The sequence below is a fragment of the Acidocella sp. MX-AZ02 genome, assembly GCF_000306035.1.
Lineage (GTDB): Bacteria > Pseudomonadota > Alphaproteobacteria > Acetobacterales > Acetobacteraceae > Acidocella > Acidocella facilis.
In genome coordinates this window covers 124,633-146,755 of the sequence record NZ_JH976207.1, presented here as the reverse complement: position 1 = coordinate 146,755, position 22,123 = coordinate 124,633, and the positions used below count along the sequence as shown (strand labels likewise).

Genomic DNA, 22,123 nt, shown 5'->3' with positions numbered 1-22,123 from the left:
AGGCCCAACGCAGCGATAGGCCTGTCGGTGTCCCCGCGAGTCTCGGAGTAATTCATGGCCGATCGGTTGCAATGCGGTTGCAACGCCCGCGAGGCACTGAGGCTGAACACCTATGGACTCAGAAAGTCCTTGAAATGATAGAGAAAATTGGCGGACCCGGCGCGATTCGAACGCGCGACCTTTGCCTTCTGAGGGCAAGAGTGGAGGTTTTGGGGGGTTTTAGTGTTCTTTTTGTATTTCCTATTTGATTGATTTTACTTATATTATTCTTGTATTTCGTTATATCGACTTTAACGCGGTTTAACGGCGTCTGGAACCTATATGGAACCTGCCTGGAACCTACGATTTGACCCTGAAGAGGTAGCCCAGATGAAAACCAGGAACAGGCTGACCAAGGCAGATATAGAGGCGTTGCCCGTTGGAGGCATGATTTTCTGCACCTCGGCCACTGGGTTCGGGGTACGTCGGCAGGGGGCGGGCGCTCCGGTCTTTTTCCTTCAATACCGCAATGCGGACGGCGTTCGCCGCAAGATGACCATAGGCCGCTTTGGTGATCCGTGGACCCTTGATGAAGCCCGGAAGCGTGCAATGGCTCTTCTGGCTGAGGTGCATGTAAACAAGCGCGACGTGGCGGCGGAAAAACGCGCGCGGCGGGCAGCGCCTACGGTGGCAGACCTCTGCAATGAGTACCTGACGGCGGCAGAGAAGGGCGACGTTCTGAAGCGCGGCGGCAAGGCCAAGAAGGCCTCAACCATCGCCACGGATAGGAGCCGGATTGAGGCGCATATTAAGCCACTGCTGGGCAAGGAAAAGGTGCAGGGCGTCACCAGCAAGGATGTTCAAAAGTTCTTGCGCGAGGTCGCGGCGGGGAAGACGGCCAAGCGCGAGAAGGGGGATAAACCCCGCGTCCTGCATAACATCCGTGGCGGGAAGGGTGCGGCCTCGCGCACTGTCGGCTTGCTTGGGGCCATTTTCGAGTATGCGGTGAAGGAGGGGATGCGAGCGGACAACCCGGTGCGCGGGGTAACACGCTATGCAGATAATAAGAAGAAACGCCGCCTCTCGGATGAGGAGTACGCCGCACTTGGGGCGGCCCTGGTGGTGTTGAGCAATGAGATGTGGCCCCCTGCCCTGGCGGCAATAAAATTCCTGGCCTTCACGGGCTGGCGTTCCGGTGAGGCCGTCAATCTGCGCCGTGGTGATATGCACCAGGATGGCCGTCTGGCGATTATCGACACGAAAACGGATGCCAGCGCTCGCCCCCTGGCCAGAGTGGCTGCGGACATATTGCGTGCCCAGAGTAAAGGTAAAGCCGATGAGCTTTTCTTCCCGCCCACGCGCGGCGGCGGGGTAATGAGTGGTTTCCGTTCCTTTTTCCAGTGCGCCGTGGACAAGGCCGGGCTGGATAAGAGCGTGACACCGCACGTCCTCCGGCATTCCTTCATCTCTGTTGCGGCGGATATGGGGCGCACGGAATCGACCATCGGCGCGCTCGTGGGGCATAAGCAGCACTCCGTAACTGGTCGGTACACTCACCACGCGGATGATGTGCTGCTTGCGGCTGCGGATGAAGTGGCACTGGAGATCGCCCGGCGTATGGGGTTGGTGCCGATGGCTGAGGAAGGTAACATCATCCCCTTTCCAAGTGCGGAAATTGTCGCGTGAAGGCCGAATAGGAAATCCGAAGCGTTTTTCTTTGAAAAATCGTACTCAATAGGATTTCGAGGTATTTCTTTTAGCTGCCTTTATATGTTTATACTCGCTTCCCTTTTTATTACAGGAGCGAGCCTTATGCCTTCTCCCGCGCCGGATCATCCCCGCCTTCTCAAACGCAAGGTGTTGGCGGAATCGCTGACGGAGAAGGGATATCCTATCAAACCCTCAACCCTGGCCGTATTTGCCTGCCGTGGCGACGGGCCGCCTTTCACGAAATGGGGTGCGACGGTGCTGTATGATTGGGACGACGCGCTCGAATGGGCGCGGGGGCGCCTCTCGAAGAAGGTCCGCTCCACGGCGGAACTGCCCAAGCGCGGTGTGAACGACAATTCCGCGTCCGTCGGCGATACTATGGAGATCGAACCGCAGTCCGGTTCATAAAACGGGGGCGTTCGGGCAGCATTATGTCTTCGCTGCACGGGCGCAAATAATTCTGTTTACACCCGTCCAAGCGGGGAGAGAAAAATATCTCCAAAAAAAAATTTTACGATCTTTTGGCTTATGCTCTACAATCTTCTGAGACTGTATCCGTGAGTCTCACATGCTCAGTCTCACGGCTGAATCCCATCGGGCGCGTGAGACTCTGACGCATTACCATTCCTTTTATGGAATATGTTGAATGCTTCATGTCCTGAATATGCGGACATGGCGAGGCTTTTTATGTCCTCATTTTGCGGACATCGAGCAATGGCTTTGAATACGAGAAACCCGCCCCCTACCGCAATGTCCAGATGTGATGAAGGCCCCATATTCCTCCAAATAGGAAAGCGAATTGTGCAACCAATCCGGCGGCGTTCACCGCTTTATTGAGGTACGGCAAGACGCGAACCTCCAGCGGTGAAAACGCCCCGTGCGGGAGGGTAACACCATGGCCCATGCCTTCAAGGAGATGGTTCGCGCGGCGGGCAGTTTCTTCTGCCTCGTGCAAGGCTTGCTTCGAACGCAGGGAGAGTGTGACGCCGCTGGCTATAAGGCCGATGAAGAATAAGGCCATCGGCCCGATGGTCGCGGGTAATTCCGCCGCGAGGGGTGCGCCCGTTTTGCCTGCCAGAACATCTGCTATGCCAAGGCACGCTGCAATACCTCCGGCATTCGCAAATGTAACGTATTGGATATAGGTGTCTTCGAGGGTTAAGCTGCGCGCCTGTGCGGCCTTTGCTTGCATCAATTCCTCGGCGATATGTTTCAGCCGAGGATCATCCGCGTGAATCGGTGGCTTCTGTTCCTGGGTTCCTAAGGCTGTCTGGGCGCTGGGTTGTTCATCAGGTTCCATAGGTGCGATCCTTCAAGTCGCCCCAATCGGGGATTGCATTTGGTCACGCCTCCTCCTTCACCCGGCGTTTACGTTTGGCGGGTGCGGCAGCGCGGGTGGCGCGGATGCGGGCGAGGAGGGTTTCCGCCGGTTCGTCTTCTGGGTCTTGCGGCACAAGCTCGCCCTTGAAGGCTTGCGCCAGGATGGCGGATTCCAGCCTGTCCAACAGGGTTTTGGCCCGCGCGGCTTCGGCTTCTAAGCGGTTGGTGCGGGCGAAGGCCAACTCTATTTCCTCAAGTAGCGTTTCTTGAACATTCGCGGGAGGGACGGGAATTACAAAGCTGGCGAGACCAGCCTTGCCGATATGAATGATGTTCACGCCCTGCGTATTCTTAATGAATTTACCTGTTAGCGCTATGTAGAGCAGGCAATACTGAAGCAGCTTCGGATTGTAACTGTGGGGGCGGATACGCAAAATCGTGTTTTGAAAGCATATGTCTTTTATCTCACCATTCCATACGGCGGGCTTCCCAACCTCCTTTGCGCTCCCCGAACCCTCATTGAGTAGGACATCACCCGCTTCAAGTTTGTATGTCTCAAACTCTGAAGGGCTAAAATTCATTTCCTTTACGTCCGTTAAATCCACGCCATTCCAGGTGATATTTGCCGCACGTAGATATGGACGCATATTAGGGCCTTGATGGTCCCTGGGTGATCTCTGGCGGCCAAGCTGAACGGTGCCGATCTGGTCAATGCGCTTTGCATCCCATGGCTTAGCCCCATCGGAACGGAAGTCATCAAGCCGGAAAACTGCTCGAAGTGTCTCTATCCTCAAACGTTCTGCGAGGAGCGGCACCCGCTCCAATTCCGCACGGGCGCGGGTGATGCGGACGGTCAGCGCGTCCAGTTTTTTGACGATGCGCCGCTGCTCTGCGAAAGGAGGAAGGGGAAGTGATAAGGCGCCTAATTTTGAGCCGTTGAAATTCGGCTGTCCAGTGCCCTTCGCGCCCTCCAGTATTTGATCCCAATATACTGGTGAACGAAAAAACCACGCCGCGAACCCAGGCAATAGGATTTCCTTGTTACACCTTACTTTGATGAGGTACGACGCAAAGGCAGCACGATAGGGAAGTTCAGGGAGAAGGAATGATTTGCCAACCGTTGCACCAGTTCGTGCAAATAAGATGTCGTCCTTTGAAACCTCATAGGCTTCAGCCTTGCTCGCATCTTCATTTGCAAAGGGTACGTTATCCCATTGGATTTTATTGTCCTGAATGTCCGTAATTCTGATGTAACGATGTCCAGAGCCATCGGCGTTGGAGGTGCATGTCAGTCCATATTGAATGGCTTCGACGCACTCACTGAGGCGCGTGTCTAGCCACCCCCTCGACAGCGTCATTCCACGACCTCCGCCGCCACGTCCTCCACGGCATCGGCAGAAAACTCCTCCATCAGCGCGCGGATTTCCTCCAATGCGGTAGAGAGGTGCCCTTCAATCGCGGCGCAAATATCCGCCGGGTCGGACAATCCCTCTTCGGCATCCGCGCTCGAATCCTTGAGCCAGGAAATATCCAGATTATCGCCGCGCGTAAGAATCTCCTCGCGCGTAAAACGGCGGAAGCGGCCGGTCTCGCCTTCATCCCGGCGCTTGGCCTTGCCGTTCGGGTCTTTGCCATAGGCGGCGCAAAAAGCGTCAAAATCCTCCGCCCGGAGCGGGTTGGTCTTGCCGTAGGAAGGGGCGTTGGCGCGGAGGTCGTAGATCCACACCGCCTTGGTGGCATCCTTCACCGGCGCGTCATCGGTTGAGCGGGTGAAGAACAGCACATTGGTTTTCACCCCCTGGGCGTAGAAAATGCCGGTGGGCAGGCGCAAGATGGTATGCAGGTCGCAGCGGTTCATCAGCATCTGGCGCAGTTGCTTGCCGCGCCCGTCATCGAACAGCACATTATCCGGCACCACAATGGCGGCGCGCCCGCCGGGTGCTAAGGCGCGGATGCAATGCTCCACGAAAGGAAGCTGATAGGAAGAAACGCGGTCGGTGATGGTAAAATCATCCCGCGTCGGCGGCCCGCCCGCAGGGCCAAAGGGCGGGTTGGTGAGGATGAGGTGCGCGGCCTTGAATTTTGGCGCGGCACCGGCGGGGGAGAGCGTATCCGCCAGCTCGAAATTCTCCGGCTCGATGGAATGCAAATGCAAATTCATCAGCAGCAGGCGGAACGTGTCCGGCACATTCTCCACCCCGCGCAGGGCGGATTTGAACTGGAAATCCTGCTCCTTGCGCGAGAGGTCGAAATAATCATCGCTTTGCTCGCGCATAAAACGGTCAGCGGCGATGATAAACCCGCCCGTCCCGGCGGCAGGGTCTTGGATGATCTCGCCCGGCTGCGGCTGGGTCAGCCTCACCATCACGTCAATCAGCACGCGTGGGGTAAAATACTGCCCGGCGCCGCGCTTGGTCTCCTCGGCCATTTTCTGCAACAGGCCCTCATAGGTGTCACCGAAGGCATCACGCTCCTCAGTGAACCAGTGCAGCGCGTCGATGGCGTCAATCAGCTTGCGGAGATTGGCAGGCTCGCGGACGATGGTGGAAGCGTTCTGGAATATGGCGACAACCGCGCCGTTTTTGGTCTCGGCCGGGTTGCCAAGTGCGGTGAGAAGCTGACGGTAGGTTTGCAGCACCTCCGTCTCCGCAGCCGCCTTCAGCGCGCCCCAGCGGTATTTGGCCGGAATGCTCAGCTCGATTTTCTTACCCTGGGCGTCCGTCTTCTCGGCGGCCATTTTCAGGAAGAGCAGATAGGTCAGCTCGGTCACATATTGCTGGTAGGTCACGCCGTCCTTGCGGAGCAGGGCGCACAGGCGCCAGAGACGGTTCACAAGCTCAGGTGACGGATTCATAGGCTCTCCAGGTTACGCGGCGTGGCTATCCCAGATGGCGGTGTTCAGGTCTTTGAGCACGGCGTCAAGCTCATGGCCGAAATCCCGGTCGATCACCGCAAACCCGCCATCGCGCGGGAAGACGCCCTCGTTGAACAATTCCGGGTCGCCTACCGGCTGGGATTTCAAGGCTTTCCCGATACGGTTGAGCCACTGGCGCTGTTTTTGTGTCCAGTCCCGGCTGGCGAGGATGCGCCGCACGCCGTTATCCACACGGGTGGCGTAAGGCACCAGCGGATCGCCAATGGCGGCCTGGCGCACGAAGCCGATAATATGCGCGGCAATATCCGCATTGCGGGCGCGGCCATAGGCCTGGCGCAGAGCGGCTTCGGAAAAACCATTCTCATCCAGCAGCCGGGCGAGGGATTTCAGCGCCTCGCGGGTAAGCTCACGCGGGCGCTGCGTGGCGGCGATGAGCGCGGGGGTGGTGTTCATATTGTCACGAATGAAATGCTCGAAAGCGTCGATATAATCCGCCGGGCTGGCTGTGGCGCCGTAATCATCCTCCACGGAGAGCAACTCATCCTCATGCTCGGAGATGAACACACCATTGCCCCGCCCCTCCGGGCGCACGGCATCCAACGTCGCGGCCAGAGTGGGGTGCTGGCCGAAGAAGGCGAGGGTTTCCGCCGGGGCGGCATCTTTCAACCGGTCGGGCAGCTCATCCAGATTGCCCAGAACAGTTTCCAGCGCCTCCCGCCGCGCGCCCTCCAGGCGGCGGAGTTTCAGGCGCAGCTTCACCACGATCTGATCGCGCACGAAGGCGCGGTCTTCCTCGGAGGGCGCGCGTTCGAGGTCCGCCAGCAGGGTGGTAAAGGTAAGCCCCGGGTCCGCCACCACGGGGCGCATGTCCGTGAAGTCTTGAAGATTGGTGTAGATGTCAACCGCATCAAAAATGCGGAAATATTCCTTGCCGATTTCGTCGCAGCGGCGGGTGGCGCGGCCAATCATCTGGTCATAGAGGATGCGGCTGTTCACCCGGCGCACGAAAACGAGGTTGGTGATGGCGGGAACGTCGATGCCGGTGGTGAGCAGGTCCACGGTGACGACGTATTTGGGGCGCGGGTCGTTCTTGAAGGCTTTGATCCGGTCCAGGGGCTTGTCCACCGTGCCCGTGATTTTTTCCACAAGGTCGTGGGGCTGCGGGCCGTATTCCTGCTCCAGGGCGTATTCAAGTGCTTTCACCAGAGTATCCGCATGGTCATTCCGGGCGGCAAAAATCAGGGTTTTACCGCGCTCGGTAGGCGGGCATTCCAGGGCAATGGCCTCGGCCACGGCACGGTTGAAAGGCTCCGTGTAAACCTTCTTGTTGAACTCCGCGACCTCGAAGCCAACCTCATCGGGGAGGTTGAACAGGTCCACCTGCCCGGTGCGCGGGTCGATGATGCTCACCTCCTCGTCTTTATTAAAGGTGATGCCGGTTTGGCTCAGCGCGGTCGTGATGCGCCGGGGCGGGCGGTGGTCGATCAGGTAGCCGTCGATAACCGCCTGGCGATAGCTGTAGCGATAGACCGGGTTTCCGAAAATCTCGCGTGTGTGGAGTGCCGGGGTGGCGGTGAGGGCAATTCGAGTCGCGTCAAAATATTCCAGCACGCGCTTATAGGCGGAAAGGTAGTCTTCCAGATTACGGAAGCCGAGATCATCCTCCCGCAACTCGGCATCCAGCGTGTAACCGCGATGCGCCTCATCCACGATGATGAGATCATAGGTGCCGGGGGTGGGGCGCTGCACGGTGGGGTCATCGAAGGCGCGGCGGGTCATGGCCTGCACCGTTGCCACCTGCACACGGTCGGTCGCCTCGGGGAATTTCCTGTCCAGGTCCGCTATGGGGAATATCTGGTCGAATTTGAGGAAGCCGGATGCCTCGGTGGTGCTCATCGCATCCAGCGTCTGGCGGCCCAGCGCGTTGCGATCCACCAGGAAGAGGATACGGCGGAACTGCTTGCGCCGGAGCAATTCATACATCAGCGCGATGGCGAGGCGCGTCTTGCCGGTGCCGGTAGCCATGGCGAGCAAAATGCTGGTCTGCCCGCGCGCCACGGCGGCCTCAACAGCGGCGATGGCCTCGTTCTGGTAGGGGCGTAGGCCCTGGATGCCAAGCTCGCGGTCAGCCTCCGCCGCCGGGTTGGTTCGGGTCTGCTCTAGGCGCTCGGTAAGGTCTCGGGGGGAGAACCATTCCACCAGGGCGCGCGGCGGGCCACCACCGGGCCGGGCATCCCAGAACCAGATGCCGGATTTGGTCTCCAACTGCTTCACATAAGGGCGGCCATTCGTGGCGAAGGTGAAGGGGACGCGGAACCGCTCCGTGTCATGGGTCCAAGGGCTGGCGGGCAGCGTCTCGTCCGGGGTGAGGGTGATGTCCCGCGCATAGCGTTTGGCCTGGCCGAGACGTCCGGGGACATCCGTGATGCCCCGTTTGGCCTCGATGACACCGACACAGCGGCCTTCGATGAACAGGGCATAATCCACCGGGCCGCTGGCGGTGGGCCATTCCGCGATGGCGATGGCCTGGCCGGGTGCGGGGCGCGTGCCGTTGGCGTGGCGGAACAAGGCGGTGTCCACCGTCCAGCCCGCCGCGCGGAGTTGGTCATCAATGAGGATGCGGGTGGTGGCCTCATCCAGCTCAATCTTGTCCGCCTGCTGCTGGCCAAGCTGGGTGAATAGGGCGAGTTGCGGCGCGGGGGTAGCCTGGGCCGCAGCCTGGGCGGCCTTAAGGGCGGCTTCGGCCTGCTTCAGCCCGGCTTCCGTCTCCGTGGCGTATTGCTCCCAGAAGGTGCGGTCCTCCTGCGCGGCGTGGGTTTCCGCCATGGCGTTGAGGTGGGCTTCCCGCGCTTCTTCCGCCGCCAGCCGGGCCTTTGCCTCGCGGTCGGTGCTGGCCTGGACCTCGGCACGCAGCTTCTCCACCTCCTCCCGGAGTGCGGCGGAAGCATCCAGCGGCGGCGCGGGCGGGATGAACGGGCCGGGCTTGAAGTTGGGGGTATTGTTGTAGGTCTGGTGAAACCACACCGCCGCGAGCCGTGCGATTTTCAGGGCTTGCAGTGCCTGGCCCTGGGTTCCGGTATCCTCATGGGCCGCCGCGTTGCCCAGTTGCTTCAGGTGAAAGAACAAATCCGCCACCTGGCGGGGCAGCACTGACCGGGTGCGGAGGGCGCGCAGCGTGTCATCAAAGCTGGCGCCGGTGGCGGGCAGCAGCCCATGGCGCGCGGCAATGTCCTTGGCGATGAACTCACCCATCTGCCGGAGCTTGATTAGCGCCCCGGGCGCGTCATCGAAAAAATACCGCTCGGCCAATGCCCCAAGCCGGGCAAGGCGCTCATCCGCCGTCGCTAGAAAGCTGAAATTGCCCGAAGCCTCCATAGGGAGGAGCCTAGTCGATTTTGGTACGGATTCAATATACTGTGGGAAGGAAGGCCCTTGGGCCGAATGCTAACGAAAATCGGGGAGACGAAAAAATGGATATTGAGTCAGGCTGTTGGGTCCGGCTGATCGATGCGGCGGCATTCGCCTTGAGGCTTCATGCGGAGCAACGCCGCAAGGGCAGCGACACACCTTACATCGCGCATCTGCTCGGCGTAGCGAGCCTCGTGCTGGAGTTTAACGGTGACGAGGATCAGGCGATTGCCGGTCTGCTGCATGACGCTATCGAGGATCAGGGCATCGAGCAGGAGCCTGTCATCAAGGCAAAATACGGTCTGCGTGTGGCCACCATCGTGCGCGGCTGCACCGACGCAGAGACACTTCCAAAGCCGCCCTGGCGTGCGCGCAAGGAAGCCTACATCGCGCACCTTGAAGAAGCCGGGCCGGATGTTTGGCTCGTGTCATGTGCAGACAAGCTCTACAACGCCCGCGCCATCGTTACCGATTTACGCACCCTTGGCGAGGAAATGTTCTCACGGTTCACCGGCGGCAAGGAAGGTACGCTGTGGTATTACCAAAATCTGGCCACGGCTTTCGCACGCATCATGCCGGGGAGTCTGTCTTCGGAACTTGGCGTGGCTGTGGATGAGATGAGGCGGCTGGCCGGGTGATCCGCCGCCGCGCGCCAATCCTATCCGCGCCCGCCAATGGTTAAAGATAAAGATTCAATATTGAAAACAAAAGAAGAATCAGAGTTTTTAAGGAGAATCACTAATTACAAGTTCTTCTCTAATCCGAACTTCCCAAGCGGAGAGGGTTCCGGTTGCTGCCACAGTTCGCCTAGCCAGACCCCGAAGCCGGGACGTCTGGTTAGACTGCGACAGCGGAGGCACTTCCCGAAGGGAGCCGGGCCCCATAGCTGCAAGCATCCGGCAACGCGCGCCGTATCTCAGGTCTACCCGGCCGGATAAGAAGGGCGCTTGGCGTGACAAGTCTGCCCGTCTTCGTGCGTTCCGTGTTGCGCCCCGGTAAACCGGCGGACGACCCGCCCAGTCACTAGGCCCCGGCTACGCAACAGTTCCCCCACGGTTGCCGGGTTGTTCCTCCGATGCGGCGCCGCCAGTACTACCAGACCACGGCATCGGCTTTCTCACCCGTCAGCAGTTTCATCGTGTGGCACTGCTGAAGAGCGACCCGGACGAAACACACCATCCCGGCCTGTGAAAGCTGCCGTCACGACTTGTTTAGGAGAAAAACTTACGTGGTTGATGGGGGGAACCCTACCTTGTGCTCAGCGCACCCTCGGGGGCAGGCAGAATGAGTGATCCGACACGACATTCTATTGCATCCTCAGAGTAAGACACACGACCGTGTTCACGGCGTGCACGGCCCTACTCTGCCTTGCTACCTCTAATCCGGCGTCGGGAGCGGATTTCCCGGACAATCGCCGCAAAACAAGGGCGAACGGCCGAAGAATCTGGAGCCCTTCGCTCGACCCCTCGGACCATGAAGTGCACACGTGCCATTTCTTGGTAATAATCAATAAAAGCATAGTTGAGCGCCCCTCCAGCAGCGGCGCCCGCTATCGGAACGGCTTGTGTCATAATTTTCTCAGAGACCACCACGCCAAATCTGGCCGCAACGGTTTTGATAACTAGTTCGATGCCTGCGTGGCTCAGGCCGGTTCGCGCGGCCCAATAGCCAAGATCGGCTTCATCATCTTCTGACAGAGGGCTGCCAACCGCGAAAACTTCGATACAAGCCCGCTTTGTTTCATCACTTTTGATGTCCTCCCCTGGGAACGAACGAGCAATGTCCGCGACAGAACGCATGATATTGGCGGTTGTAATCGGCAAATCCCAGAGCAGCCCAGGAAGGCCAAAGAAACCACCAGAAAGACCACTCGCTACAACAACGGCCTTATGGAGCCACTCCCAACGATCACCAATACCGTCTGCATCGAGTCCGGTCATCGCCCCAGACTGGAAGTTCCAAAGAAAATCCTGTGTGATCTCTTGGACCTTCTCAGAGACATCCAGGCCGAATTTATCCTTCAGTACATCTTGTACCCGCTCACCGACCCATGAAGTTGCATCACCCAGCGATTCGACGATTTTCATCACGATATTGCGAGCATCGAGCATCTTTGTGGCTGCTTGCCATAGCTGTTCACAATCGTCCTTACTTATGCCAACGCAGGCATTTGTGCGACCGAAGATAGACTCGTCCATGCGTTCCTCACTCGATAAATATTGCGAACAAGCAAAGCTTTCCCAATATTTATCCAAAACCGATAAGGCAAGAGAAGAAATACGGTATTCGCCGAAGCGGTGATTAACCAAGACGGCCCTGATAAAACACGCCATTCGGCCAGCAAAAGAGGAAACCTTATGCGGTGGCGCGGAGGTGATTGATGGCGACTTCAATATGAAGCAGCGTAAAAACTCGCACCTTACGCTCAGCCGCGCCTTCAGGCCCCGGCCAACGGGCAATGGCATCGGCCATCACATCAATAGCCAGGGGAACGCCTGATTCATGGTTCAGCCAATCAACCGTTGCCAGCAGTTCCAACCCATGGGGAGATTGGAAGCCGTCGATGATATTGGCAGCCTCATCAAGCGCGGGCCGATAGGGGCTGGCATCCGGTGAGGTCAGGTAGGCGCTGATTTGATCCTGACGGTCATGCCGGAAGTGGAGCGGATCGAACGGGCGCGCGTCTGCCACCCGCCGTTCGCAGGTGATGTAGCTGCCATCAAGGCTATCGAGCAGATGCCGGACTTTATCCGAGTAGGGGCCATAGCGATTGGCCGTAAAATCATCAGCGATCAGAACCGGCAATTTGAGGCGCTGGGTTGCCCGGTGCAGGAACCACGCCAGCTTCTGGGCTTCAAGCATCGAACAGTCGAAGCCCAGCACCTCGTAGCGCCGGATCATCTCCGCCATCGCCGCGCGGGCGGGCGTCAACTTTTCGACGCCATTGCGCTTAACGACGTTTTGGTAGGTTTTGGTCGGTTCAAAAACGATGATCTCGCAGTCGTGACCGGCAAGCGACTCGGCGATCAAGTGTTTCACCCTGGCCCAATCCAGGCCGCCATTGCCCGCACCGAGCGGCGGGATGGCAATCGAGCGGATGCCGCGCGCCTCGATTTCTTGCCCGAGCGCAGCGAGGCCGTGTTCAATCCATTCAAGGCGGGAGGGATTCCGCCAATGCTGCTTGGTGGCAAAATTGATGATGTAACGCGGGCCAAGCATGTCATGGCGTTCGGTAATGAACAGGCCGCCGGGTTCAAGCTGCCCGGCCTTGCAGGCGGCTTCATAGGCCCGGAAATTATCCGGGTAGGCTTCCTTGAACATCAGGGCAATGCCCTTGCCGCTGATTCCTACCGTGTTGACGGTATTCACGAGCGCCTCGGCCCTGGATTCCAGAAGGTTGCCTTGGGTATAGCGGAGCATCAGAAATACCACCCTGGGCGGACGAATACCTTAACCGCGCTTGCCGCAGCCGCGACGGCTGCTTCCACAATGGGCTTGGCGCTCCCCGACGCGCAGGCGACACCGAGCAGCGCGCCCGGAGGGACGTGACGGTGGGCCAGGGCTTCGGCTTGATAGCGTTCCATCTTGTCTAAATAGCTATCATCGCGGGCGAAGTCATGTCGACGCAGAATATCCCAGTCGATTATCTCTCCCAGGCGGCTCTGGTCGGTGGTCCACTCGGCTGTTGCAACATAAGCATGGCGATCCGTGAACAGGAGGGTGACGCCATTCTGGGTCATGCTTTGGCAAGATGAGACTAAAATAACGATCTTATCGTTATCGAGCTGGGCAATCCCGCCGCGCCCCGTCTTGATGTTGAGGAGCATCGGCGATTTTGGGGTGAAGTAGAACGGAACATAATCCGCCAGCGTCCCGCCGGGGTGCAGCGGCACCGTTCGGTGGGTACGCTTGCCGATCAGCTCAGGATTGCCGATGGCCACGAAATCAGGATCAACCACGGCACTGTTGGCACAATGAAGGCCATTCGCCAGCAACCAGGGCAGGTTGGCAATGTGGGTGATGCGGAACAGCAGGCCGCGTTCGGGGGTGAGATTAATCGGCATGTAGCCGGTGACTATCCCGTGACGCCGCGTTTACCACAAGTCCGCATTGGCAGGGCGTTCTCCGGACAAGAAGATTTTGTGTCTGGAACCTATGTGGAACCTGCGGCAAAATCCAGGTCGCCAATATTTGGCATAACTTATTGAAAACCCTGGCGGACCCGGCGCGATTCGAACGCGCGACCTTTGCCTTCGGAGGGCAACGCTCTATCCAGCTGAGCTACGGGTCCGGCTTGGAAGCCCTTCTAGCGGTATCAGCCTGCCGGGGCAACTGTCGGGGCGGCCAGGGCGGCGGCCTTGGCGAGGCGCTGCGTCTGGCCGCCGGAGAGTGGGGCCGGCACTCCAAAATCCTTGCACGTTCAGGCCATGGGTTTGGGCGCTGAAGGGGGCATGTAAGGCGCTGTGAAGAGGGAGCCGTGATAGGCGCCGCGGGCGGTGCGCAGGGCGACGATGCTCCAGAGCGCGGTGAAAATGCCGGTCAGCACATGCCCGGCCAAAATAAAGGCCGCCAGCCCCGTCTGCGCCCCCAGCGCGTTGGTCGCCAGGATGAACACGCCGAGCGGAAAGGTGAAGCCCCACCAGCCCATGTTGAAGGGCAGACGATGCGGGCGCTGCACCAGAACCATCGCCACCGCCAGCGCCAGCCACCAGGCGCCATAGGCCCAGATCACCAGCCCGCCAATCACCCCCAGCCCCTGCGCCACCGGGCCGATAAAGGCGAGATGCCCGCCCGCGAACGCCCCCGGCGCCGCCTGGCCCAGCAACAGCAGCCCCAGCGCCCCCGTCCCCAGCGGCCCCAGAGCCAGCCAGGAAGAGACCGCCAGCTCCGGCGCCGGCAGCGAATGCAGCACCAGCCGCAGGAACAGAATGGTGAGAATACCCAGCGCCAGCGGCACCGAAAGCGCCCACAGCCCATACCCGGCCAGCACCAGATTGGCCGCCACGTCCTGCGGCAGATGCGGCGCCAGCAGCGCCCCGCTGGCCGCCGCCACCTCGCAGGCGACGATCGGCAGCAGCCAGACGCCGGTCATCGATTCCAGCATATGTTTCTGCGTCACCACCATGGCGAGCGGCACGCCCAGCCCGGTGAGCACCGAGAGCAGCGCATCCACCTCCCATAGCCGCAAGGCCAGCTGCGGGTCATGCCCGAAGGCCAGGGTGCCGTTGGTGATGGTCGCCAGCCCCATCGGGATCGCGCCCAGGAACATCGGCATCACCGGATGGCTGAAAATCTTCGCCGCCTGGCGCGGATACAGCGCCCAATGCGCCAGATAAGCCAGGGAAAACACCGAAAACAGCACGATATTCGCCCGCCAGATCTCCGCCGCCAGCCCCGGCAGCCAGGCCGGGCCGGGCAGCTGGTTGAGCAGCAGCGCGAACACGCCGGTGCCCATGGTGACGGTGAACCAGTTGGGCGTGAAATGGCGCACCAGCTCGAGCGGATGCGCATGATGGGTAAAGGGTCGAGCGAACATTTGTGACCTGCCTTTCGCCCGCTGATCTAGGCCGCGCGAAACAATCTTAAAAACTGATAGTTTTTGTTCGATTGATAAAATTGGTTTATGTATTTCGCATGACCCTCGAACAGCTCCGCATTTTCGCCGCCGTGGCCGAGCGCCAGCATATCACCCGCGCCGCCGCCGCCCTCAATCTCACCCAGGCGGCGGTCTCGGCCTCCATCGCGGCGCTGGAGACGCAGCATGACGTGAAATTGTTCGATCGGGTGGGGCGCAATATCGCGCTCACCGAAACCGGGCGGCTGTTTCTGGAGGAGGCGCGGGGCGTGCTGGCGCGGGCGGCGGCGGCGGAGACGGCGCTGCGCGACTATGCCGGGCTGCGCCATGGCCAGCTTGCCGTGCATGCCAGCCAGACCATCGCCAGCTATTACCTGCCGCGGCTGATCACCGCCTTCAAAGCCCAACATCCGGGCTTCACCATCAATCTCGCCATCGGCAACACCGCCCAGGTGGCGCGCGCGGTGACGCTGGGCGCGGCGGAGCTGGGCTTCGTGGAAGGGCCGCTGGACGATCCGGGGCTGCTGGTGGAGCCGGTGGCGGCGGAGCGGATGGCCATCGTCACCCCGCCCGGCCATGACTGGGCCAGGGGCGGCGAACTCACCAATGCGGATCTGCGCCGCGCCGCCTGGGTGTTCCGGGAAGAGGGCTCGGGCACGCGCGAGGCGTTTCTGGCGCACCTGGCCGAACGCGGCATCGCGCTGGAGGCGCTGAACATCACCCTCACTTTGCCTTCCAACGAGGCGGTGCGCGAGGCGGTGGCGGAGGGCGCCGGGGTGGCCTGCCTCTCGCCCTTGGTCTGTGCCCGGGCGCTGAGCGCCGGGGCGTTGCGGCGGGCCAATCTGCTGCTGCCGCCGCGGCCCTTCCAGGCGGTGCGGCATAAGCAGCGCTACGTGCCGAAAGCCGCCGGCGCCTTTCTGGCGCTGGCGGCGAAAATGCCGCCTTTTATCCCCTGAGAACGGGCAAGCCCGCCTGCATCCAGGCGGAGATGCCGCCTTCCAGATGCCCCGCCACCGGCATGCCGGCCTGCGCGCATAAATTCGCCGCCATGCGCGAGCGCTTGCCGACACCGCAGAGCAGCACCACCTCGCCGGAGGGCAGCGCCGAGGGGTCGAAGCTGGAAAGCGGCAGGTTCATCGCGCCCTCGATTCGCGCCGCCTCGCATTCCTGCGGCTCACGCACATCGACGAGGATGATGCTGTTGGCCGCCAGCGCGTCTTTCAGCGCGAACGGGTCATACAAAGTGAAGGGGCGGGAGGCGGAGCCGGTGCTGGTCATATTGGACGTGTCCTGTCACGGGATCGAGATTGCGGCGGGTTTAGGCGCGCTGGCGGGGGGCCGCAAGCACGGGCCGGTTACAACGCCTTAAGCCTCAATCAGGGTGACCAGCCGGGGGGCGCCAGCTCGAACCCCGCGAACTCGAAGGCCGGGGCAACGACGCAGGAGACCAGGCTCCAGGGCCCGCGCGCGCGGGCCGCCTGCCAGGCCGCCTTCGGCACCACCGCCTGCAACGCCTCGCCGGCGGCGAGGTTCGGGCCAAGCCGCAATGTCTCTCTGCCGATGCCAAGTTCCAAAGCCGCGCCGCCTTGCCAGAGCCAGAGCTCGGCGGCATCGACCCGGTGCCAGTGCGAACGCTCGCCCGCTTCCAGCAGGAACAGGATGGAGCTGGCGGCCCCTCGCCCGCCTTCGGCCGGGCTGTCGCGCCAAAGCTCGCGGTAATGCCCGCCTTCGGGATGCGGGCGCAGGGCCAGGGCTTCTTTCACCGCTTCGGCGGCAAGGGTGGGGTCGCGCAGATCGATGCTCATGTCACGGACCTACATTGCGCCCGCCCGCGTTGCCAGAGTGCGAGGGGCCCGCCTACTCTGGCAAAAATGCCCCCTGCCCCGCCCGCGCCGCGTCCGCGCCTCACCCATGCCCAGCTGTTCAGCGGATTTTTCATGGCCGGGATCATGGGGTTCGGCGGCGTGCTGCCGATCATCCGGCGGATGATCGTCGATGAGCGCGGCTGGCTGAGCCAGCAGGAATTCAGCGAGCTGTTCTCGCTCTGCCAATCGCTCCCCGGCGCCAATGTGGTAAATCTCAGCTTCGCCTTCGGGGCGCGGGAGGCCGGGGTGAGCGGCGCGGCGGCGGCGATGTGCGGGTTGATGAGCGCGCCGGTTGCCATCGTGCTGGGCTTGGGCGGGCTTTATACGCGCTATGGCGGGCTGGCCCCGGTGCGCCACGCGCTGCTCGGGCTGGCGGCGACCGCGGCGGGGCTGGTGCTGGGAACGTCGCTGCGCATCGCGGTGCCGATCGTGAAAAGCTGGCGCAATGCGGCGCTGGCGCTGGCGGTGTTCGGGCTGGCGGTGGGGCTGCATGTCTCGCTGCCTTATATCGTGCTGATCGTGCTGCCGCTTTCGGTCTATCTCTCCTGGCGGGCGGTGACGTGAACATTCTGGGCGAGATCGCGCTGCTGTTCGGCAAGCTCTCGCTGCTGGCGGTGGGCGGGGCGAATTCCACCGTGCCGGAGCTGGCGCAGGTTGTCGTGAACCAGAAACATTGGCTCACCGCCTCGCAATTCGCGCAGCTCTACGCGATCGCCAACACCGCGCCGGGGCCGAATGTGATCCTGGTCACCGTCATTGGCGCGCATGTGGCCGGGGTGGTGGGCGGGCTGCTGGCGACGCTCTGCATGGTGCTGCCGGCGGGGATCGTCGCGGCGATGGTCGCGGCCTTGTTCAACAAGCACCGGCAGGCGCGCTGGCGGCGGGTGGCGCAGGCCTCGCTGCTGCCGCTCACCGCCGGGCTGGTGCTCGCCACCTCCTATGTGCTGGTCCGCCAGTCCGACACCGGCTGGCTCACCGCTTTGCTCACCGCCGCCACCACGCTGCTGGCCTGGCGGACCAGGCTGCATCCGCTCTGGATGTTCGGGGCGGGGGCGCTGCTCGGGCTGGTATTTCTGAATTAAATTTGGGGCTGTCCCAGATAAATTTCGAGCTCAGGCCTTCAACGCCTTGAAGGATCAGCATTATTTCGATCATTGCAGGGTTTCGCCTTTTGCCCGTGGCGTCAAGGGGTTGACTCGCCTTCGGCGACGCGCGGCGAAGCCGCGCGCCCTTGACGCCACGGGCAAAAGGCGAAGAGACTCGGGATCGACATAATGGCCAGATGAATGAAGATCTGGGACAGCCTCTTAAATTTTGGTCGGACCAATTCCGGCTTGCCGGACCTGCCGCGCGGCGGCAAAGCTGGGGCAGTTTTTAAAGAAAAGGAAACCGGTCCGGCCAATGGCAAATAGCTCGCTCTCCACCCGGCTTGAGGGGCTGATCCGCGAGGCGGGCCTGCGCCCTGGCGACAGGCTGCCGGCGGAGCGGGTGCTGGCGGCGCGGCTTGGCGTCTCGCGCGCCAGCCTGCGCGAGGCGCTGCACGGGCTGGCGCAATCCGGCCGGGTGCAGGCGCGGCCGGGCAGCGGACATTATCTGCAGGCGCCGCAACTGGACGAGATCGTCGCCCCTTTGGCCGGGCTGATGCGCCAGAACCCGTCTTACTGGCGCGATGTGATGGAGATCCGCCGGGTGCTGGAGGCGCAGGCGGCCGAGCTGGCCGCGATGCGCGCCACCGAGGCGGACAAGGCCCGGCTCGCGGCGCAGATCGAGCGGCTGGAGGAGATCCATGAGGCGGGCAGCGCGCATGAGGATGCGCAGGGCGATGCGGCGCTGCATCTGCTGATCGCCGAAGCCTCGCACAACCTCGTGCTGCTGCACATGATGCGCGGGCTGTTCGAGCTGCTGGCCGCCAGCATCTCCCACAGCCTGGAAAAACTCTATACCCGCCCGCAGACCTTCCGCATGCTCGCGCGCCAGCATCGCGCCCTGGTTGGCGCCATCACCGCCGGCCAGCCGGAGCAGGCGCGCCGGGCGGCATTGCTGCATCTCGATTTCGTCGCCGCGACGCTGCGGCGGGTCGAGGATGACGAGGCCAGAATGCTGCGCCTCTCCCCTTCCCTGCAACCAGCGAGCGACCCTGCATGATCATCTCCTCGACCACCGATTTCCGCGAAGCCGCCCGCCGGCGCCTGCCGCCCTTCCTGTTCCATTATGCCGATGGCGGCGCCTATGCGGAACAGACGCTGCGGCGCAATATCTCGGATCTGGCCGATCTGGCGCTGCGCCAGCGTGTGTTGAAGAATGTCGCGGATGTCTCGCTGGCCACCACTGTGCTGGGGCAGGAGATGGCGATGCCGGTGGCCATCGCCCCGGTCGGGCTGGCGGGCATGTATGCAAGGCGTGGCGAGGTGCAGGCGGCGAGGGCGGCGGAGAAGGCGGGGATTCCCTTCACCCTCTCCACCGTCTCGGTCTGCCCGATCGAGGAGGTGCAGAACGCGCTCGCCAAGCCGATCTGGTTCCAGCTTTATGTGCTGAAGGATCGCGGCTTCATGCGCAACGCGCTGGAGCGGGCCTGGGCGGCGGGGATCACCACGCTGATCTTCACCGTGGATATGCCGGTGCCGGGCGCGCGCTACCGGGACCTGCATGCCGGCATGTCCGGCCCCAGCGGCCCCTGGCGGCGGGTGTTGCAGGCGATGCTGCATCCCGGCTGGGCCTTCGATGTCGGGCTGAATGGGCGCCCGCATGATCTCGGCAATATCTCCGCCTATCGCGGCCAGCCGACCAAGCTGGAGGATTACATCGCCTGGCTCGGCAATAATTTCGACCCGGCGATCGCCTGGGATGATCTGCAATGGCTGCGGGAGTTCTGGAAGGGCAAGATCGTCATCAAGGGCATTCTCGACCCCGAGGATGCGCGCGAGGCGGTGAAATTCGGCGCCGATGGCATCATCGTCTCCAACCATGGCGGCCGCCAGCTCGATGGCGTGCTCTCCAGCGCCCGGGCGCTGCCGCGCATCGTCGAGGCGGTTAAGGGCGAGCTGACCATCTTTGCCGATGGCGGGGTGCGCTCTGGGCTGGATGTGGTGCGGATGCTGGCTTTGGGCGCGGATGCGGTGCTGCTGGGCCGGGCTTACGTGTATGCGCTGGCCACCGGCGGCGAGGCCGGGGTGACCAAGCTGCTGGAACTGATCGCCAAGGAGATGCGGGTGGCGATGGCGCTGACCGGGGTGACGCGGATTGCGCAGATCAATGGGGAGATTCTGGACCGGGGGTGAGCCCCCGGACAGGACAGGGTTTCGTCCGTAACTGTTGCACCGCAGCAGAAGCCTGACTATGCTGGGATCATTCGTCAGGACCCGGTGAAAATCCGGGTGGCTCTTCCGGCCGCCGATCCGCCGGACAACGCGGGCAACGGGCTTTGCCCCGCCCCTCGCTGAAATTCATTCAAAGATCCCATGACCAAACAATCCTCCTTTTACCGGGACTGGCTTGCCCAGCCTCGCGTCGATTTCCTGTCCGGCCTCGTTGTGGGGCTGGCGCTGATCCCCGAGGCGATCGGGTTTTCCGTGGTGGCCGGGGTGCCGCCGGAAGTCGGGCTTTACGCCTCTGTCGTCATCGCCACCATCATCGCCTTCACCGGCGGGCGGGTGGCGATGGTCTCCGCCGCCACCGCCGCCACCGCCGTGCTGATGGGGCCGATCGTGCATAGAAACGGGCTCGGCTATCTGCTCGCCGCCACCGTGCTGATGGGCGTGTTTCAGATCATCGCCGGCATCTTCAAGCTGGGACGGCTGATGCGCTTCGTCTCGCAATCGGTGATGACCGGCTTCGTCAATGCGCTGGCGATCTTGATTTTCATGGCGCAGCTGCCGCAGCTGATCGGCGTGCCCTACGCGGTGTACGGGTTGATCGCGCTCGGGCTTTTGGTGATTTACGGCTTTCCCTACATCACCAAGGCGTTCCCCGCGCCGCTTGTGGCGATCATCGTCGTCACCTTTGTGAGCTATGTCCTGCATCTGCCGGTGAAGCATGTGGCGGAGCTGGGCGCGCTGCCCACCGGCCTGCCGCATTTTAGCATTCCGCATGTGCCGCTCACCCTCGGCACCTTCCAGCTGCTGGCGCCGCTGGCCCTGGCGCTGGCCGCGGTCGGGCTGCTGGAGACGATGCTGACCGCGCAGATCCTCGACGACATGACCGACACGCCCAGCAATAAAAGCCGGGAATGTATCGGCCAGGGCATCGCCAATATCGGCTCGGCGCTGTTCGGCGGCATGGGCGGCTGCGCGATGATCGGGCAGTCGGTCATCAATGTCACCTCCGGCGGGCGGGGGCGGCTCTCCACGCTGGTGGCGGGAATTTTCCTGCTGGTGCTGCTGGTGCTGCTGCACGGGCTGCTGGCGATCGTGCCGGTGGCGGCGCTGACGGCGGTGATGATCATGGTCTCGATCAATACCTTCTCCTGGCGCTCGATCCCGCAGCTGCGCACCAATCCCTGGCCCTCCTCCATCGTGATGGTGGCGACGGTGCTAACGGTGGTGTTCACCGGCGATCTCTCAAAGGGGGTTGCCGTCGGTGTGCTGCTCTCGGGCATCTTCTTCGCCGGCAAGGTCTCGCGGCTGGTGCGTGTCTCCTCGCGTCTGTCCGAGGATGGCGGGACGCGGCGCTATCTGGTCGAGGGGCAGGTTTTCTTCGCCTCCGCCGGGCTGCTGGGCGAGGCGGTGGATGTGCAGGAGACAGCGGTGAAGCGGCTGGAGATCGACGTCTCCCGGGCGCATTTCTGGGACATCTCGGCCGTCGGCGCGCTGGACCGGATTGTGATGAAGGCCAGGCGGCATGGGCTGGAGGTGGAGATCACCGGCCTCAACCAGGCGAGCGAGACGATGGTGGAGCGCTTCGCCGCGCACCGCAATGGCGAGGCGCTGCCCTCGGCGCATTGACCAAGACAACCCCGGGCTGGCCCCGGGGTTTTTTATGGGCCGCAGACCAGGGCGGCGCAGCCCATGCCAGCGCTGACGGCGCGGCTGGCATCATCCGCGCGGATGGCGACGCGCACGGCGCCGGGCGGTGGGAGATCGCCGGGGCGCAGCAGGAGCAGCCGCATCGCATCCGGGGCGGCGGCGATGAAGGGGCCGGGCACGCCGACGCCGTCATTGCCAAAGGGCAGCGCCACCACTGCCCCCGGCCAGGCGGCGGCGAGATGCGCGGCGCGGCCCTGGGGCTGCATGGTCAGCGGCGAGGCCATCAGCCCGAAACTGGCCAGAGCGCCCAGCCCCAGCCACAGCGCCAGCAGCGGACGGGGCAAGGCGGGGGCGATGGCGAGCGCCACCCAGGGCAGGGCAAAGGCCAGATAGCGGATCTCGATCGGGGTATTGTGGAATATGACGCCCA

At 62.3% G+C, this 22,123-nt stretch carries 21 protein-coding genes, 1 tRNA gene and 1 other annotated feature; of the genes, 10 read left to right on the top strand and 12 right to left on the bottom strand.

The window, feature by feature from the left end; translation table 11 throughout:
- Positions 1–321 precede the first annotated feature (321 nt).
- Both MXAZACID_RS00725 and MXAZACID_RS00720 read left to right on the top strand, forming a co-directional pair.
- Positions 322–1,665 (top strand): site-specific integrase, encoded by a 1,344-nt coding sequence (locus tag MXAZACID_RS00725; RefSeq protein WP_051060124.1) that lies wholly within the window; start codon positions 322–324, stop codon positions 1,663–1,665.
- 126 nt (positions 1,666–1,791) lie between these two features.
- Complete coding sequence (locus MXAZACID_RS00720; RefSeq protein WP_008492072.1) at positions 1,792–2,097, top strand: hypothetical protein; 306 nt, start codon at positions 1,792–1,794, stop codon at positions 2,095–2,097.
- A 334-nt stretch (positions 2,098–2,431) separates the two neighbouring features.
- Here the strand turns inward: MXAZACID_RS00720 and MXAZACID_RS00715 are convergent, their stop codons facing one another.
- The 4 genes from MXAZACID_RS00715 to hsdR are packed head-to-tail and all read right to left on the bottom strand — an operon-like array spanning position 2,432 to position 9,259.
- Positions 2,432–2,989: a hypothetical protein gene (locus tag MXAZACID_RS00715; protein WP_008492071.1), complete on the bottom strand. Its 558-nt coding sequence runs from the start codon at positions 2,987–2,989 to the stop codon at positions 2,432–2,434.
- 43 nt (positions 2,990–3,032) lie between these two features.
- Positions 3,033–4,367: a restriction endonuclease subunit S gene (locus MXAZACID_RS18090; protein WP_008492070.1), complete on the bottom strand. Its 1,335-nt coding sequence runs from the start codon at positions 4,365–4,367 to the stop codon at positions 3,033–3,035.
- On the bottom strand, positions 4,364–5,863 hold the full coding sequence (locus tag MXAZACID_RS00705; protein WP_008492069.1) for an N-6 DNA methylase: 1,500 nt from the start codon (positions 5,861–5,863) through the stop codon (positions 4,364–4,366). Before MXAZACID_RS00705 ends, MXAZACID_RS18090 begins: the two co-directional genes overlap by 4 nt.
- 12 nt (positions 5,864–5,875) lie before the next feature.
- Entirely contained in the window at positions 5,876–9,259 is a 3,384-nt protein-coding gene (gene hsdR, locus MXAZACID_RS00700; protein WP_008492068.1) for a type I restriction-modification system endonuclease, read from the bottom strand.
- Positions 9,260–9,354: 95 nt separating this feature from the next.
- Between hsdR and MXAZACID_RS00695 the strand changes: the two genes are divergently transcribed.
- The gene (locus MXAZACID_RS00695) at positions 9,355–9,930 is read left to right on the top strand and encodes an HD domain-containing protein (protein WP_008492067.1); all 576 of its coding nucleotides are present in this window, start codon (positions 9,355–9,357) and stop codon (positions 9,928–9,930) included.
- Between the two features lie 720 nt (positions 9,931–10,650).
- Here the strand turns inward: MXAZACID_RS00695 and MXAZACID_RS17570 are convergent.
- From MXAZACID_RS17570 to MXAZACID_RS00670, 5 genes are all read right to left on the bottom strand, one after another.
- The gene (locus MXAZACID_RS17570; RefSeq protein WP_168118366.1) at positions 10,651–11,625 is read right to left on the bottom strand and encodes an EcsC family protein; all 975 of its coding nucleotides are present in this window, start codon (positions 11,623–11,625) and stop codon (positions 10,651–10,653) included.
- Between the two features lie 22 nt (positions 11,626–11,647).
- The gene (locus tag MXAZACID_RS00685; protein ID WP_008492065.1) at positions 11,648–12,712 is read right to left on the bottom strand and encodes a macro domain-containing protein; all 1,065 of its coding nucleotides are present in this window, start codon (positions 12,710–12,712) and stop codon (positions 11,648–11,650) included.
- Positions 12,712–13,356, bottom strand: a complete 645-nt coding sequence (locus MXAZACID_RS00680) for a DUF4433 domain-containing protein (protein ID WP_008492064.1) — start codon at positions 13,354–13,356, stop codon at positions 12,712–12,714. The genes MXAZACID_RS00685 and MXAZACID_RS00680 overlap by 1 nt, the downstream gene beginning before the upstream one ends.
- A gap of 150 nt (positions 13,357–13,506) precedes the next feature.
- Positions 13,507–13,583: transfer RNA gene (locus MXAZACID_RS00675), tRNA-Arg, on the bottom strand.
- Between the two features lie 129 nt (positions 13,584–13,712).
- Positions 13,713–14,828, bottom strand: coding sequence for a TDT family transporter (locus MXAZACID_RS00670; protein WP_008492062.1), 1,116 nt, complete (start codon positions 14,826–14,828; stop codon positions 13,713–13,715).
- A 98-nt stretch (positions 14,829–14,926) separates the two neighbouring features.
- Between MXAZACID_RS00670 and MXAZACID_RS00665 the strand changes: the two genes are divergently transcribed.
- Positions 14,927–15,823: a LysR family transcriptional regulator gene (locus MXAZACID_RS00665; RefSeq protein ID WP_008492061.1), complete on the top strand. Its 897-nt coding sequence runs from the start codon at positions 14,927–14,929 to the stop codon at positions 15,821–15,823.
- Here the strand turns inward: MXAZACID_RS00665 and MXAZACID_RS00660 are convergent.
- Positions 15,813–16,145 (bottom strand): rhodanese-like domain-containing protein, encoded by a 333-nt coding sequence (locus MXAZACID_RS00660; RefSeq protein WP_008492060.1) that lies wholly within the window; start codon positions 16,143–16,145, stop codon positions 15,813–15,815. The two genes, MXAZACID_RS00665 and MXAZACID_RS00660, sit on opposite strands and share 11 nt — an antisense overlap.
- Before the next feature lie 98 nt (positions 16,146–16,243).
- Positions 16,244–16,672 (bottom strand): cupin domain-containing protein, encoded by a 429-nt coding sequence (locus MXAZACID_RS00655; RefSeq protein ID WP_008492059.1) that lies wholly within the window; start codon positions 16,670–16,672, stop codon positions 16,244–16,246.
- Between the two features lie 66 nt (positions 16,673–16,738).
- On the opposite strand from MXAZACID_RS00655, the gene MXAZACID_RS00650 reads away from it, so the two are divergent.
- The 6 genes from MXAZACID_RS00650 (at position 16,739) to MXAZACID_RS00630 (ending at position 21,672) form a co-directional block, all read left to right on the top strand.
- Positions 16,739–17,296, top strand: coding sequence for a chromate transporter (locus MXAZACID_RS00650; protein WP_008492058.1), 558 nt, complete (start codon positions 16,739–16,741; stop codon positions 17,294–17,296).
- On the top strand, positions 17,293–17,814 hold the full coding sequence (locus MXAZACID_RS19050) for a chromate transporter (protein ID WP_008492057.1): 522 nt from the start codon (positions 17,293–17,295) through the stop codon (positions 17,812–17,814). Before MXAZACID_RS00650 ends, MXAZACID_RS19050 begins: the two co-directional genes overlap by 4 nt.
- Before the next feature lie 204 nt (positions 17,815–18,018).
- Positions 18,019–18,144, top strand: a complete 126-nt coding sequence (locus MXAZACID_RS20290; RefSeq protein ID WP_256378772.1) for a hypothetical protein — start codon at positions 18,019–18,021, stop codon at positions 18,142–18,144.
- The gene (locus MXAZACID_RS00640; RefSeq protein ID WP_008492056.1) at positions 18,134–18,877 is read left to right on the top strand and encodes an FCD domain-containing protein; all 744 of its coding nucleotides are present in this window, start codon (positions 18,134–18,136) and stop codon (positions 18,875–18,877) included. The genes MXAZACID_RS20290 and MXAZACID_RS00640 overlap by 11 nt, the downstream gene beginning before the upstream one ends.
- Positions 18,874–20,010, top strand: coding sequence for an FMN-dependent L-lactate dehydrogenase LldD (gene lldD, locus MXAZACID_RS00635; RefSeq protein WP_008492054.1), 1,137 nt, complete (start codon positions 18,874–18,876; stop codon positions 20,008–20,010). Before MXAZACID_RS00640 ends, lldD begins: the two co-directional genes overlap by 4 nt.
- Positions 20,011–20,084: 74 nt before the next feature.
- Positions 20,085–20,140 (top strand) — a sequence feature (sul1 is cis-regulatory element that is thought to sense ions involved in sulfur or methionine metabolism; They are found in Alphaproteobacteria).
- Between the two features lie 50 nt (positions 20,141–20,190).
- On the top strand, positions 20,191–21,672 hold the full coding sequence (locus MXAZACID_RS00630) for a SulP family inorganic anion transporter (protein WP_008492053.1): 1,482 nt from the start codon (positions 20,191–20,193) through the stop codon (positions 21,670–21,672).
- A gap of 32 nt (positions 21,673–21,704) precedes the next feature.
- Here MXAZACID_RS00630 and MXAZACID_RS19045 read toward each other — a convergent pair.
- A partial coding sequence (locus tag MXAZACID_RS19045) for a hypothetical protein (RefSeq protein ID WP_008492052.1) occupies positions 21,705–22,123 on the bottom strand: 419 nt, incomplete at its 5' end.

Excerpts from the sequence above, each read along its gene's own strand:
- MXAZACID_RS00725 (WP_051060124.1), top strand. The coding sequence starts at position 322 with ATGGAACCTGCCTGGAACCTACGATTTGACCCTGAAGAGGTAGCCCAG.
- MXAZACID_RS00720 (WP_008492072.1), top strand. The coding sequence starts at position 1,792 with ATGCCTTCTCCCGCGCCGGATCATCCCCGCCTTCTCAAACGCAAGGTG.
- MXAZACID_RS00715 (WP_008492071.1), bottom strand. The coding sequence starts at position 2,989 with ATGGAACCTGATGAACAACCCAGCGCCCAGACAGCCTTAGGAACCCAG.
- MXAZACID_RS18090 (WP_008492070.1), bottom strand. The coding sequence starts at position 4,367 with ATGACGCTGTCGAGGGGGTGGCTAGACACGCGCCTCAGTGAGTGCGTC.
- MXAZACID_RS00705 (WP_008492069.1), bottom strand. The coding sequence starts at position 5,863 with ATGAATCCGTCACCTGAGCTTGTGAACCGTCTCTGGCGCCTGTGCGCC.
- hsdR (WP_008492068.1), bottom strand. The coding sequence starts at position 9,259 with ATGGAGGCTTCGGGCAATTTCAGCTTTCTAGCGACGGCGGATGAGCGC.
- MXAZACID_RS00695 (WP_008492067.1), top strand. The coding sequence starts at position 9,355 with ATGGATATTGAGTCAGGCTGTTGGGTCCGGCTGATCGATGCGGCGGCA.
- MXAZACID_RS17570 (WP_168118366.1), bottom strand. The coding sequence starts at position 11,625 with ATGGCGTGTTTTATCAGGGCCGTCTTGGTTAATCACCGCTTCGGCGAA.
- MXAZACID_RS00685 (WP_008492065.1), bottom strand. The coding sequence starts at position 12,712 with ATGCTCCGCTATACCCAAGGCAACCTTCTGGAATCCAGGGCCGAGGCG.
- MXAZACID_RS00680 (WP_008492064.1), bottom strand. The coding sequence starts at position 13,356 with ATGCCGATTAATCTCACCCCCGAACGCGGCCTGCTGTTCCGCATCACC.
- MXAZACID_RS00670 (WP_008492062.1), bottom strand. The coding sequence starts at position 14,828 with ATGTTCGCTCGACCCTTTACCCATCATGCGCATCCGCTCGAGCTGGTG.
- MXAZACID_RS00665 (WP_008492061.1), top strand. The coding sequence starts at position 14,927 with ATGACCCTCGAACAGCTCCGCATTTTCGCCGCCGTGGCCGAGCGCCAG.
- MXAZACID_RS00660 (WP_008492060.1), bottom strand. The coding sequence starts at position 16,145 with ATGACCAGCACCGGCTCCGCCTCCCGCCCCTTCACTTTGTATGACCCG.
- MXAZACID_RS00655 (WP_008492059.1), bottom strand. The coding sequence starts at position 16,672 with ATGAGCATCGATCTGCGCGACCCCACCCTTGCCGCCGAAGCGGTGAAA.
- MXAZACID_RS00650 (WP_008492058.1), top strand. The coding sequence starts at position 16,739 with ATGCCCCCTGCCCCGCCCGCGCCGCGTCCGCGCCTCACCCATGCCCAG.
- MXAZACID_RS20290 (WP_256378772.1), top strand. The coding sequence starts at position 18,019 with ATGAAGATCTGGGACAGCCTCTTAAATTTTGGTCGGACCAATTCCGGC.
- MXAZACID_RS00640 (WP_008492056.1), top strand. The coding sequence starts at position 18,134 with ATGGCAAATAGCTCGCTCTCCACCCGGCTTGAGGGGCTGATCCGCGAG.
- lldD (WP_008492054.1), top strand. The coding sequence starts at position 18,874 with ATGATCATCTCCTCGACCACCGATTTCCGCGAAGCCGCCCGCCGGCGC.
- MXAZACID_RS00630 (WP_008492053.1), top strand. The coding sequence starts at position 20,191 with ATGACCAAACAATCCTCCTTTTACCGGGACTGGCTTGCCCAGCCTCGC.